This window comes from Amphibacillus sediminis NBRC 103570 (genome assembly GCF_001552275.1).
Taxonomy (GTDB): domain Bacteria; phylum Bacillota; class Bacilli; order Bacillales; family Amphibacillaceae; genus Amphibacillus_B; species Amphibacillus_B sediminis.
Genome location: NZ_BCQW01000010.1, coordinates 1 through 12,931 on the forward strand (window position 1 = coordinate 1; position 12,931 = coordinate 12,931).

A 12,931-nucleotide genomic window follows, 5' to 3' on the forward strand; every position below is an offset into this window, starting at 1 on the left:
GGTTCGTCACTTATTTGCGACAGCTCATATATTATATAATGAAAAATATATAATGTCAACATTTTTTTAATAAGTAATTCAAATGTGACTGTTCGCTTTCAGCAACCAAGTTAGTATAACATCTTCAGATAATGTGGTCAATAATTTATTTAGCTAAAATTCTCGTAAAGCGCCTTTTTTCAGATAACGCTGTTGGGAGATATAATAATATCACGAATAATCAAAAAAGCAACAGGGAAATGATGGACGTTTACCTCATGATCAATGCATGCAAACGAAGACATCATTTCCTTATTATCATAAATCATTATTTCTTTGGATCTCCAGCACTGAACATATTCTATAAAGTACGGAAACCATTCAAACTTACATGAATGGTTTCTTAAAATCATATTTAGCAAATTTCAAGGTTTTCCATGACACTCCACGAAATTAAATAGAAAACAAACCTTAAGCAACTTAACTATTCAATCCACTTAACCACTTGTTCACGTTTTTTTCTTGTTTTCGGTCGGGGTTCTGCTTCTCGATAACCAAATGCCACCATGACAGAAATATCTAAATGACCATCTTCAAGCAAGCCTTCCTCTTCTAGAATCTTATGAACAGATTGATAGTGGAAGCCTTCAATCGGACAAGAATCTATCCCGATTTGTGCAGCGGCTGTCATCATGTTTCCTAATGCAATATACGTTTGTTTGCTCGCCCAATCAAACAAGGTCCTTTCATTTTCAAGTAACAGTAAATCTTTTTCTTGAAAATTTTTAAATTTATCGTTCACAACTGTTTCAATCACTTCTTCAGGGTATTTTATTACCTGCTTCAGATGATTTTTAATATAATCTGAATCATACTTTGTATCTTTCATAGTTCGTGCCAAAATTAACACGAAATGACTGGCAGTAGGGAGTTGGCCTTGTGCTCCCCATGATACGGTTTTTAATTTTTCTCTTAATTGCTCGTTCTGTACCACAACAAACTGCCAAGGTTCTAAACCAATAGAGCTTGGTGAAAGTCGACCAACTTCTAAAATAAATTCAAAATCTTCATCTGATATTTTCTTTGTCGGATCAAATTTTTTGGTTGCGTGTCTAAAGCGATATGCATCGATAATTTCTTGTTTTTTAAGCTCATTGCTCATTTTTGTGTCCTCCCATTTTTTAATTTAGTTTCATTGGTGATTATAAAGAAAATTTCTAATTATTTTTTTATTATTTTGACTGGATTACCGCCCACTACAACATTATCGGGTCTGTCCTTAATAACGACTGAAGCTGATGTAATAACTACATTACAGTGCTCCTCCCAAAATCATAAACAGTTCCAATCGTGATTGTTTAACCTATTCTTTTCCTTAATCCGTCGGATTGTCTAGCGGTCTAGGATGGAATGTGCTTATCTAGAATTAATTTATCAAGTTCGTTCTATCCTTGTCAAAAAGAAATAGAAAGTTAATTTACACCTCTATCGCACCGCCATTGATCCGCCTAAAACCACGTATTTTGCTCAGCTCCTCCACAATCTTTAATGCTGCTTTGTCTTTTGCCTTTGCCTCGATCATAATATCTGCTGACTTTCCATAATCTTTTAATGCTTTTATAAATGGAATAGCAAAATCGACGTCCACATAATCAGCATGTGCTCGAATTAATTTATCAGACTTAGGTGAAGATAGGTGAAATTTAGGTGGTTTTCCCGTGCTTTCCCAAGTCGAATAAATACGTGGAATAAGATGTTCATATGAACCTTCCCCCGGGTTTGCCCAATGATGATGATAATCAAAAACGAACGGAATAGCTTGTTTTTCACAGACTTGCAACGTTTCTTCCGCAGTATAAGTTTTATCATCATTTTCCAATGTCGTTTGCATCCGAATATCTTTAGCTAGTTTTGCAAAATTCAGATGAAAACGAGTAAGTGTCTCTATTTTATTCCCATAAGCTCCACCAACGTGGATATTAATATTTGCATCTTTATGTAAGCCCATTGCTTCAAGCATTTCATAATGATAGGTCATGTCAATTATCGCATTGCTCGTGACATGATCCTGGGGACTCGTAAATAAAGTGAACTGATTGGGATGAAAGCTAACTCGCAAGTTATATTGCTGGACCAAAGCGCCAATTTCTTCAAAAAGGTTAGCGAAAGGCGTCAGGTAATCCCATTTTACCTCTGGATGTGTGGCAAGTGGCACGAGTGATGAGGACATTCGATACATGTCGATCCCCTGGTCAATATTATAATGAAGTATCCGAATTGTACTTTTTAGATTTTGCTCCGTTTTTTCAAATAGTTTTTCCATCCTGCTTTGTTTGTCAAGTTTCTTCCAACTCGCAAAAGTTAGTGTACGGGAAGGAGACACTTCATATAAAGACAGTGCTGTAGAAACATATCCAAACCTAAGAATCATCTCGCAACCTCCTGTTTGAGTGCTCTACCCTTTCACTTTTATTAATAACCCGCTTTCTAATTATACGTCATTATTCTATTTTAGTATGTCTATTTGTTTTCAAATCATAGGTATACGAAGTAACAAAGCAAACTTCGTACAATCACCGCTAATATAAAGAGATAAGTACACCATACATAATGGGTAGAGGGATCTGCATGCTAGTCAGGCATCACTTTTAACCAAGTATTCATTGACCTTTCAATAAGAAGATTTTTTATATCAAAAAATTACCGAGCATAGGAATAAGCGTCCCTATTAACTGCGAAACACCTGATATTCATTGTACATTCGATCATAAAGAACAAGACAACTCAGAGATATACAGCATGACTCATTGAACTTCCGCTTAAAGAATCTCCCTCTCTAGTTTGTCCCTATTAATAAGAAAGTACCCTGCCTCATCACGCTGAATCATGCCTTTTTTCCTTAATTGATTAAGTGTCCGATTCATTGTTTCTCTGGTTGTTCCAATCATATTGGCTAATTCTTGATTGGTAAAATGTGAGGTAAGTCGATAATGTTCCTTAATCTTCACACCATTCGATTGTGTTAAACGAAGCAGAAGCATGACAATTTGTTCGTATGTATTTCGAAGCATTTTTTCCTCTAGCCTACTCTGCAGATCCACTATTTTCTCTCCTAAAACCCTGAACATCTTTATACAAATTTCTGGGTATTCCAATAAGATATTCTCAAACTTTTGAACGGGTATCACAATCAGTTCAGCAGTCTCCAAAACCTCTGCGTGAGCCGGAAAATTACCATTTCTGAAGAACCCTGCGTGGGGAAACATATCACCCGCTTCAAGTATTGAGACGATTTGTTCTTTACCTGACAAATCCGATTTATGAATTTTTATTTTACCAGAATAAATAAAAAATACACGATCAAGGGGCTCCTCTTGCATAAAGACAAAAGCCTCTGCTTGATAAGTCCTTATTCTTGCAATGCCAACAATCGGGTCCATTTCGTCTGTCGAAAGCCCTTTAAATAAAGACACTGCTTGTAAATGTTTTTTTATTATCGATGCATTCATTGCTAAACTCCTTAGTGGAAATCATTCTATTTTTTCACCTAGAAATAAGCATACAGAACCTTTCCTTTCTATTATACTAAGCTATTCTATCAAAAACGATCATAAAGTGAAACTTCGTTCAGCGTGGGCGTCTCCATCGCCCTCTGAACATTAGTTGAACCAATCGGGCCGTGACTATTTCTTGAAGTGGGAGTCTTACAAAAGATTCGATGGGGCGAGTAACCGCAGCCCCAGACAGTTACACTGCGATAAAAAATCATCGTTAAATAGACATAACTCTGTGATTCAAATCACCATTTCTATATCAGAGGAATGATATCCTATTCTTATATTCAAATAAACATTATGGGAGGTATTTATTTTGGCAAATACATTTACAGAAGAAGCTATTGTAGGAGAAATTGTAACTAAATTTCCAAAGGCAAGTGATATTTTCAAATCCTATCGCATTGACTTTTGTTGTGGGGGAAACCGCCCACTGATAGATGCTATTAATGAAAAAAACTTATCGGCAGATGAGGTCTTAGACAAACTGAACACATTGTATGATGAAACGGTCGCATTAAATGAAACCAGAGTTGATTGGGAGAATATTTCCGATCGTGAACTGATTGACCATATTATCCATAAACATCACAGCTATCTAAATGAAGAATTACCGAGTTTGACTCCTTATGTTACTCGACTGTTACGAGTTCATGGTGCAGCACAACCGCATTTGGCTCAAATTCACCGATTGTTTAATGAGTTAAAAGTAGAACTTGAACAACACTTAATTCAGGAAGAAACAGAAGATTTCCCACTTATTTTAGAAATAGAGCAAAATCGCACAGATGAAAATATAGCGAAACTAAAAAAAGTTGTAGAAAATTTAGAGAGCGATCATAACCATGCTGGAGATCTTTTAAAAGAAATTCGCGAGGTGACAAACAATTTCACACCACCAGAAAATGCTTGTGGAACTTATCGTTTAGTGTACCAGCGGCTTGAAGACCTTGAATCAAACATGTTTGAACACATTCATTTAGAAAGTAACATCTTGTTCCCACGCGCTTTAGCACAACAATTAAAATAATAATGAACTCTCCCCTGTCAAGTAGACAGTGGAAAAAATAAAGTGAAACTTCGTTCAGTGGGGGGGGTTGACGCATAGGATGTGCTCGTGCAGACGTTGCGGCGCGACATCGCGAACTTAGTCAGCTTACTCTCCCCCACTGAACGTTAGTTGAACCATTCAGGCCGTTACTGGCTATCGAATCTCCCACTCTTTCGCCAAGACTAGAATGGATTGATGCCCATCACCTTTATGAGCAGAAAATGCATGGTAATAAAGTAAGCTATTTGTTTAAGAGAAAGAGACTTAATTAAAGGCAGGAAAGGAACTGGGACAAAAGTAGTCTCTGATACTAAAAAAGATCTCCGTCACCCAGAAAAAGTGACGGAGATCTTTTTTGTTTTTCCTTGACAACCGTTGATTTGAATCTGCCTGATATGGCCGATGCATTTCCTCATGTTCATCGCCATGAAGACAAATCCAATTTCATTTTTCATTTTCCCCGTCCTTCTGACCGAGAATTGTATGGAACGTGGCGCGTTGGTCCCTTGTTTTAAAGATAAGAAGCTCCCCTCTACATTAACAATATCTGCCATTCTGAATTTTTGTTTAGTGTAATATATTTTCTTATTCGTTCGCAGGTCGATACAATCGATGGTAAACACCTTGCCCCTTCGCTTCTAATAATTCAATTGTAATAAGTTGTTTTTCAACAAGGTAATCTAGCATCATACTTAGATCAAGCTGATAATACTGGAGGTCAGGATGGTTGGCTAAGTCACCGAAGCTCCAGCTTCCCTGCTTTGTTTTCATAACATCAAGTAAATGCTTAGCTGCTATTTTTGATTTACTATTAATCGACACATCGATTGCAAGCATCATTAAACCTAATCGATCTGCTAAAGGCTCATCACTCGAAAGTAATTCTTCATATAGTTTAAAGGTTGGCGGGTCAAGTCGTTTAATTTGATCCCAAACAATGCGTTCAGGATGATAGCCTTGTCCAATAAGGGTAAGCCTACCTAAACTATGCAAAGCAGAGATTACTTTATTGTAGCAGTCAAGTTGATTCTCTGTTTCAAAAAACTGCTTCGCTTCGCGATAGCTTCGTGTAAGCTTAGCAAATTCGATCGCCATTCTTAAATAACGCTTCTCATTCGGAAATTGATCGAGCTCTGTTCTTAGTTCGCTAATGTATTCATTCCGATCAAATATGACCTTCCCCTCTGTAACCCATTGCACGACCCGACGATACGTACTGGTATCAATCCATAATTTTAGCTGCTGTTCATTAACAACATGCATCGCAGCTGTTCCAGCTTCAAATTGATAATGTTTAACATACCAAGGTTGCTCACTATCCTTAACAATGATTAATAAAATAGCATCAAAATTATCAGTAATCGGGCTATGATTTAATTGTTTTTCTAAGATTATAATACCTAATGTTCTCGATTCACTTGCGCGCTCCTGATAAATAGTACGTAATAATGCTTCCACATTTCCACTCCTATACGTATCTTTTCTAGAAATAATTATTCGACAAGAAAAAGCAAAAAACCTTTAATTTCTTTAAAAATCCGCATTTAGTATTACAGAAAATTATTGATGTATTGTAATCGAAAAAACAGAAGTTGGCATGATAAACTTTATTTTTAGTTAGAATACCGTTTTTTCAGTATTAAACGTGAGTTATCTCCTGCTGAAAATAACTTTACTTTTTATATAGTTCTAATTGATATCCAACTTAACGGCAATCACTATTCAGGAAGTCTTATACCACTGTTCACCGATAAAGCTTTAAACGTGGTTGCTGATAAAATCCGAACCACTTAAGTGAAGAAACGCAAAAACCCTCTTTGTTATCAAAGAGGGTTGAATGATAGTACTTTAATGAGTGGTTTTACAATCAGGGCATTTTCCGTAAATCTCCATACGGTGATGGCTTATCTCAAAGCCTGTGACCTTTTCAGCTAGTGCTTCAACCTCATCCAAGCTCGGATAATGAAAGTCAACTATTTTACCACAGGATTCACAAATGACATGATAGTGCTTTGTTGTATTGTAGTCGAACCGACTTGAAGCATCACCATAAGTCAGCTCCTTAACTAGACCAATTTCTCTAAAGACACGCAAGTTATTATAAACAGTTGCGACACTCATGTTCGGAAATTTACCCTCTAGTGCTTTATAGATATCATCCGCTGTCGGGTGTGTTTCAGCATGAATCAAAAATTCCAAAACAGCATGACGTTGTGGTGTAATCCGCACACCTGATTCCTTTAAACGTTCGACTGCCTCTTGAAGCTCATTCGCATGCATCGCCATCCACCTCACTTTCACTAATATTACGATCAACTAAGATTCATTGTACATCACGAATATTCATTTTGCTTACCTATTTTTAATTTACTTCTATTATTATATTATAATCCTTATAATCTTAGTGTAACCGCTCAGTTAACATTCTGTCAATAAAAGTACGTCATCCTAGCTATCCTTTGAGGTAAATGGCTGGCTTTTATTACTTTTTATAGCGGAAAAATTTCTCGTCACAGGCACTGAATTGATTAACGTATCGTGCTGCGACAAAAAGTAAATCAGAAAGTCGATTCAGAAATGACAGGACTAATGGATTTAACTGACTTTTCAGCTCAACTACAATACGTTCAGCTCTGCGAACAATTGTCCGAGCATGGTGTAAGGTTGCTGATGCTTGATGACCGCTCGGTAAAATAAAATGCTTAATTGGTGGTAACTGTTCTTCCCAATGGTCAATTGCTTGTTCTAGTTGTTCAATATGCTTAGCTTCTAATGGCCATGGCACATCATGTCCCGGTGGTGTAGCCAGTTCCGATCCAACGTAAAAAAGCAACGTTTGAGTCATTTCCATACATGATAAAAATGTCTTGCGCTCTGATAAGGACCAGGTTAACCCGCCTTGATCGACTATACTAACTGCCAGACCAATGACTGCGTTAGCCTCATCACATGTTCCATAGGCTTGCACTCGCAAATCATTCTTAGCCACACGTTGACCTGAGATTAAGCTTGTCTCACCGTCATCACCAGTCCGTGTATAAATTGACAATATTAATACCCCCTTGCCGGATCTATTTGATTAATCGGTAATGATTTACCCTTTAAAAAATGATCTAAATTTTGCTCAAAGATAACCATTGCTCGTGACAAATAGTGGGCCGATTTCCCGGAGATGTGAGGTGTTAAGGTGATTTTGCCATGTGACCAAATTGGACTATCTTCTGGCAATGGTTCTATTTCCGTTACATCAAGTATAGCATGCTCAATTTGATTGGTGTCCAAAGCATGCAAGAGGACTTTTTCAGTTACCGCATCCCCTCGACCCATGTTTAGAAAAACCGCATCCTGTTTCATCGCTTCAAAATGCTCAGCTTGATAATAGCCTTTAGTTGAAGGCGTACTTGGTAATATCGAAACAACAAAATCAGCTTGAGCTAATGCTGCTTTAACCGAATCATTCTTAAAGACTTGATCAAAGTAAGGGCGCGAACCTCCCGAATTCGTTACGGCATATGTCGTCATATAGAACGCTTTCGCTAAACGTGCCAACTCCTCACCAATGGCACCTGCCCCTACTATCGTCATCGTACGCCCCGAAATCTCACGGGTAGGAATTGATTTATCCCATCTTTTTTCAGCTTGCTGGTGAGCAAATTGAAGATTTTGACGATAATAGTTTAACAGCATAGCTATAGCGTATTCAGCCATCGGTACTTTATGTATGCCTCGAGCGTTCGTTATGACGATCCCTCGTTCTTGAATCGCTTTAAAAGGCATTTGATCAACACCCGCTGAAAGCACCATTATCCATTTAAGCTTTGTGGCACGATAAATATCATCATCGGTAAGGTCCTCACCGAAAGTCATTAAAATATCCATTTCCTTAATAAGGGTATTTGCTTCTTTTATATTTTTAAAAAACTTGAAAATTAGAGCTGGATATTGATCTGTTAGTTTTTTTTCTAATTGATCACCAAGTTTAGTTGTTGATACAACGAGCACGACAATCCCCCACTATCTTGTTTAATTATATGTTTTTACTGTAAAGCATTATGTGGCTAGATGTCAAAAAACAATTCGTAGCACCATAAAATGAACCTTCGTTCAGTGGGAGGAGCGACGCCTAGGATGTGCTAGTGCATGCGTTGCGACACCACGTTGCAAACTTAGACAGTTACCTCTCTCCCCCACTGAATCAATCGAGCTGTTACTGCTGTTGGAACTCCCACTTAGAGATAGCATGTGCCCTTATTCTTGAAGGGGGAGGTTTACAAAAGTCCTTCGATGGGGCGAGTAATCGCAGCCCCAGTCAGTTACACTGCGATAAAAATCGCTAGTTAAATATAAAAATGATAACTAGCGATTGCTGCGACTAATTTAAATGTTCTCGGATATAATGTAAGGCCTGATCAACATGACCCTCAACATCAACATTTCGATATACTTTTCGGATGATACCTTCTTGATCAATAATAAAAGTAGCACGTTCATTACCGTAATATTCCCGATCAGGTTTCTTTTTTAAAATCCAGACCCCAAATTCCTCGGCTAACTGATGTGCCTCATCAACAATTAACGTAAACGGTAGATTGTAACGGTCTTTAAATGCTTCATGACTTTCTTTTGAATCAGGACTCACGCCAAGAATCACTGTATTTAAATCCTCAAAGCTTTCATGCAAATCACGAAACGAGCATGCTTCCGTTGTACATCCTGGTGTATTGTCTTTCGGGTAAAAATATAACACGATGTTCTGTCCTGGAAAATCAAGCAAAGATAGCTTGTCTCCATCACTTGTAACAAGTGGGAGATTTGGTACTTTATCGCCTTCTTGTATCGCCATAGTATCTCCTCCTCTATAACTTATACAGATATCGTAACCAATTTTCAGTTATTTCACAAATAATCTGTATAGCGTTCTTCTCGATCTGGAAAATGTTTGAAGAAAACAATCCTTAAAAAGAAAGCTGCTGGTATTAAATACCCGATTAAAGCCTCAATTAAACTTAATGGCCGAGCTATGCCAATCGGTGTCATATCACCATAGCCTATGGTTAATAAGGTTGTCCCTGAGAAATAAATACTTTTTAGTAGCAACCCTAGAAAGTCTTCAGGGACCGGCTGGTTATCAGTTAGCACTAAAACTTCATGATTGATTGCTAAAAGGGCATAGAGTAAGCCAAATCCGAATAAGATAATGCCGTACACGACAATTAAAGTGTAGAAAATTTCATAAGAGAAATAACCCCTTTGATAGCTTTTCCCACCAAAAAACTGTACCAAACTACTCATAATGATTCCCACAATTATCATGATGGAAACGATAATCATCATAAACCACTCCCTCGTAGCGCCATACCAAATGTCTCATAACTCACGATAAGATCAAGACTTACTTTAAAATATGAAATATAATGTTAAAGTAGTCCAAGTTCGATTCCGATTCTAGTTTGATAATGTTATAATAATGACGATATTTACGATGGAGGTTTTTTAATGGATTTTTCGCAATCAATTGCATTACATGATGAAGCTCAACAACATATTGTAGGAGGCGTTAACTCACCTTCACGTGCGTATAAAGGAGTAGGGGGTGGCACTCCTGTTTATATGGAGCGTGGCTCTGGTCCGTACTTCTGGGATGTCGATGGTAATCAATATATTGATTATTTAGCGGCCTACGGACCGATCATTACTGGACACGCACACCCACATATCACCAAAGCAATCAATAAAGCAGCTGAATCTGGTGTCTTATTCGGTACACCAACAAAGCTGGAAAACAAATTTGCCAAAATGTTAAAGGAAGCCATTCCTTCATTAGAAAAAGTACGCTTTGTTAATTCGGGTACAGAGGCCGTAATGACAACGATTCGTGTTGCTCGAGCCTTTACTGGACGTGAAAAAATAATTAAATTCGCTGGCTGCTATCATGGACACAGTGATATCGTTCTTGTTCAAGCAGGCTCTGGCCCATCGACACTTGGCAATCCTGATTCTGCCGGCGTGACAAAGGGGACTGCTCAAGAAGTAATTACAGTTCCTTTTAACGATATTGAGGCCTATCGTCAAGCGCTTCAACGTTGGGGTGATCAAGTTGCAGCAGTATTAGTTGAACCGATTGTAGGAAATTTTGGTATTGTAGAGCCTAAGCCAGGCTTTTTGGAGCAAGTTAATCAATTGACTCATGAAGCTGGCGCACTTGTTATTTATGATGAAGTCATCACCGCTTTTCGGTTTACCTATGGTAGTGCACAGCAACTTTATGGAATTGAACCTGACCTTACTGCCCTCGGTAAAGTAATTGGTGGAGGGCTGCCAATCGGAGCTTACGGTGGTCGAGTTGATATTATGGAACAAGTCGCTCCGCTAGGTCCTGCTTATCAAGCTGGAACAATGGCTGGTAATCCCCTTTCTATGTCAAGCGGTATTGCCTGCTTGGAGGTGCTGCAGCAGCCTGGTATTTATCAAGAGCTTGATCGCTTAGGCGCGAAGCTACAAGATGGCATTGAAGCAGCAGCAGCCAAACACAAAATAAATTTAACCATAAATCGTTTAATGGGGGCATTGACTGTATATTTCACGAATAAAAAAGTAGAAAACTATGCAGATGCAGAAGCTACAGATAGTATAATGTTCGGTCGGTTTTTCCACCTAATGTTAAGACAAGGTATTAACTTGGCTCCATCTAAATTTGAGGCATGGTTTTTGACCATCACCCATACAGATAAGGAGATTGAGGCTACTATCGAAGCAGTAGATCATGCTTTTCAAGAAATGAGTGATCAAAAATCGAACCATTAGGAAAAATAACTTAGGACCAGATCATTATTTTCTGAGTTTTATGCATAATTATGAATATTTATTATATTTTGAATTGATTATCAGTTTGAAATGTGCTATGCTATTTTTGAAAATTTATTTTTCAACTCATGCTTTATTTGTCAAAATTGTATGACTTCCCTTCAAAGCATGAAAGTACTTGGCCTTTTCAGAGATAATCTCCGAAAAGGTCCTTTTTTATTAGAATTGAAATCAAGAAGAAAAGTGATATAATTCGATTTTCGTTGAAAGAAGGGAGCACTGATCAGATGAGATTAGGTGCTAGAATATTTAAAACAGGCTTAGCTGTAGCAATTGCCCTCTATGCGGCAGCATTGATTGGCTTTCCATCAACTGTATTTGCTGGATTTGCGGCTGTTTTTGCGATGCAGCCATCCATATATCAATCATTTAAAACGATTGTCAAGCAATTGCAGGCCAACTTGGTCGGAGTTTGTACGGCAACCATCATCTCCTATATTATCGGTAACGATCCGGTCGTCGTAGGCTTTGCGGTTGTCATTGTGATTAGTCTTTGTAGATTTTTCAAGCTTGAAAAAAGCGCCGTTTCAATTGCTTTGATTGCGGTTATTTCGGTCATGGAGAGAACAGATATGGAAATCTATCAGTTTGCTTTCTTGCGCTTTTCTTCCTTAATGCTCGGAATCGTTTCGGCATCTTTAGTTAATTTATTGTTTTTGCCTCCTAAATACGAGACAACATTATTTCAATATATTGAGCATATCACAGGGGAGATTTTGCAATGGCTAAGGGTTACGATTCGCCATCTCTCTGATGATCCATCATTGAAAAAAGAGATGAAACAAATAAACGGTGAAATCCGAAGAATGGATGAGCTATATTCACTTTTCTCAGAGGAAAGAGTATACTTCCAAAAAAATCGTTTATTAAGGGCTCGTAAGCTTGTCGTATTTCGCCAGCTCATTAAAGTCACGCATAAAAGCTTTGCTGTGCTTAAAGCCATTCAAAGTGTAGATAACCGAGCTAATCTGATTCCGGAACAAGTGCGAGACAAATTAGTACAAGAAATTGATCTTGCCATTCATGCCCATGAGCATTTGCTACTCGGTTTTATGCGTAGGATTAAACGTAGTGAGCAACAACACGTCCATCACCTTACTGATTCAAACATACCAGAATTAGTTGATAGCTTGCTTGATATGTACCAACGAAACGATACCGACTACCTGACTTTCTTACCATTGGCTACAACCTTAATCACATATCATCAAGAATTAACACATTTACAAACCTTGTTAAATAGCTATGAACAATTCCATGGTGAGGAAAAACTTGAGATTATTCCATCACGAAAGCTTGAGTAATGCTTCATAAAGCTAAATCAAATAGTAGCTGGGACAAAAGAGTAATTAGATAAGAAAAATCCGAACATCAATGCCGCAATGCTTCTAACGCTTCGGCAAAGCACTTCGCTTAGTTCAGATGTTCGGATACTCAGTTTCATTATTTAGTTATGTCCCAGCCCCTTTTATTTTTTCAAGTA

12 protein-coding genes and 1 pseudogene are annotated in these 12,931 nt (G+C 37.9%); 3 read left to right on the forward strand and 10 right to left on the reverse strand.

The annotated features are described in order from the left end of the window. Window positions 1-463: 463 nt before the first annotated feature. The 4 genes and pseudogenes from ASE01S_RS07930 to ASE01S_RS07940 all read right to left on the reverse strand — a co-directional run bounded on the left by ASE01S_RS07930 (window position 464) and on the right by ASE01S_RS07940 (window position 3,488). On the reverse strand, window positions 464-1,141 hold the full coding sequence (locus ASE01S_RS07930) for an NAD(P)H-dependent oxidoreductase (protein ID WP_067840758.1): 678 nt from the start codon (window positions 1,139-1,141) through the stop codon (window positions 464-466). Window positions 1,142-1,200: 59 nt separating this feature from the next. Then, window positions 1,201-1,293: pseudogene (locus ASE01S_RS15775) on the reverse strand (acetyltransferase); the annotation flags it as partial. A gap of 163 nt (window positions 1,294-1,456) precedes the next feature. Then, the gene (gene uvsE / locus ASE01S_RS07935) at window positions 1,457-2,410 is read right to left on the reverse strand and encodes a UV DNA damage repair endonuclease UvsE (protein ID WP_067840761.1); all 954 of its coding nucleotides are present in this window, start codon (window positions 2,408-2,410) and stop codon (window positions 1,457-1,459) included. A 388-nt stretch (window positions 2,411-2,798) separates the two neighbouring features. Then, window positions 2,799-3,488: a Crp/Fnr family transcriptional regulator gene (locus tag ASE01S_RS07940; RefSeq protein ID WP_067840763.1), complete on the reverse strand. Its 690-nt coding sequence runs from the start codon at window positions 3,486-3,488 to the stop codon at window positions 2,799-2,801. A gap of 361 nt (window positions 3,489-3,849) precedes the next feature. On the opposite strand from ASE01S_RS07940, the gene ric reads away from it, so the two are divergent. Next, complete coding sequence (ric, locus tag ASE01S_RS07945; protein ID WP_067840766.1) at window positions 3,850-4,563, forward strand: iron-sulfur cluster repair di-iron protein; 714 nt, start codon at window positions 3,850-3,852, stop codon at window positions 4,561-4,563. Between the two features lie 606 nt (window positions 4,564-5,169). Here ric and ASE01S_RS07950 read toward each other — a convergent pair. The 6 genes from ASE01S_RS07950 to ASE01S_RS07975 all read right to left on the reverse strand — a co-directional run bounded on the left by ASE01S_RS07950 (window position 5,170) and on the right by ASE01S_RS07975 (window position 9,915). Then, window positions 5,170-6,042 (reverse strand): nucleotidyltransferase-like protein, encoded by an 873-nt coding sequence (locus ASE01S_RS07950; RefSeq protein WP_067840768.1) that lies wholly within the window; start codon window positions 6,040-6,042, stop codon window positions 5,170-5,172. 390 nt (window positions 6,043-6,432) lie between these two features. Continuing rightward, complete coding sequence (gene perR / locus ASE01S_RS07955) at window positions 6,433-6,864, reverse strand: peroxide-responsive transcriptional repressor PerR (protein WP_174520234.1); 432 nt, start codon at window positions 6,862-6,864, stop codon at window positions 6,433-6,435. Window positions 6,865-7,066: 202 nt separating this feature from the next. Beyond that, on the reverse strand, window positions 7,067-7,633 hold the full coding sequence (locus ASE01S_RS07960) for a cob(I)yrinic acid a,c-diamide adenosyltransferase (RefSeq protein ID WP_067840772.1): 567 nt from the start codon (window positions 7,631-7,633) through the stop codon (window positions 7,067-7,069). A gap of 2 nt (window positions 7,634-7,635) precedes the next feature. Further along, on the reverse strand, window positions 7,636-8,586 hold the full coding sequence (locus ASE01S_RS07965; protein WP_067840774.1) for a D-2-hydroxyacid dehydrogenase: 951 nt from the start codon (window positions 8,584-8,586) through the stop codon (window positions 7,636-7,638). Between the two features lie 370 nt (window positions 8,587-8,956). Continuing rightward, the gene (bcp, locus tag ASE01S_RS07970) at window positions 8,957-9,427 is read right to left on the reverse strand and encodes a thioredoxin-dependent thiol peroxidase (protein WP_067840776.1); all 471 of its coding nucleotides are present in this window, start codon (window positions 9,425-9,427) and stop codon (window positions 8,957-8,959) included. A gap of 53 nt (window positions 9,428-9,480) precedes the next feature. After that, entirely contained in the window at window positions 9,481-9,915 is a 435-nt protein-coding gene (locus ASE01S_RS07975) for a potassium channel family protein (RefSeq protein ID WP_245630339.1), read from the reverse strand. Between the two features lie 165 nt (window positions 9,916-10,080). Between ASE01S_RS07975 and ASE01S_RS07980 the strand changes: the two genes are divergently transcribed. After that, window positions 10,081-11,388 carry a glutamate-1-semialdehyde 2,1-aminomutase gene (locus ASE01S_RS07980; protein ID WP_067840782.1) on the forward strand — a complete coding sequence of 436 codons (1,308 nt, stop codon included), beginning with the start codon at window positions 10,081-10,083 and terminating at the stop codon, window positions 11,386-11,388. Window positions 11,389-11,675: 287 nt separating this feature from the next. After that, window positions 11,676-12,752, forward strand: coding sequence for an FUSC family protein (locus tag ASE01S_RS07985; protein ID WP_067840784.1), 1,077 nt, complete (start codon window positions 11,676-11,678; stop codon window positions 12,750-12,752). Window positions 12,753-12,931: the final 179 nt, after the last annotated feature.

Coding starts and splice junctions, on each gene's coding strand:
- ASE01S_RS07930 (WP_067840758.1), bottom strand. CDS start 1,141: ATGAGCAATGAGCTTAAAAAACAAGAAATTATCGATGCATATCGCTTT.
- uvsE (WP_067840761.1), bottom strand. CDS start 2,410: ATGATTCTTAGGTTTGGATATGTTTCTACAGCACTGTCTTTATATGAA.
- ASE01S_RS07940 (WP_067840763.1), bottom strand. CDS start 3,488: ATGAATGCATCGATAATAAAAAAACATTTACAAGCAGTGTCTTTATTT.
- perR (WP_174520234.1), bottom strand. CDS start 6,864: ATGCATGCGAATGAGCTTCAAGAGGCAGTCGAACGTTTAAAGGAATCA.
- bcp (WP_067840776.1), bottom strand. CDS start 9,427: ATGGCGATACAAGAAGGCGATAAAGTACCAAATCTCCCACTTGTTACA.
- ASE01S_RS07975 (WP_245630339.1), bottom strand. CDS start 9,915: ATGATTATCGTTTCCATCATGATAATTGTGGGAATCATTATGAGTAGT.
- ASE01S_RS07980 (WP_067840782.1), top strand. CDS start 10,081: ATGGATTTTTCGCAATCAATTGCATTACATGATGAAGCTCAACAACAT.
- ASE01S_RS07985 (WP_067840784.1), top strand. CDS start 11,676: ATGAGATTAGGTGCTAGAATATTTAAAACAGGCTTAGCTGTAGCAATT.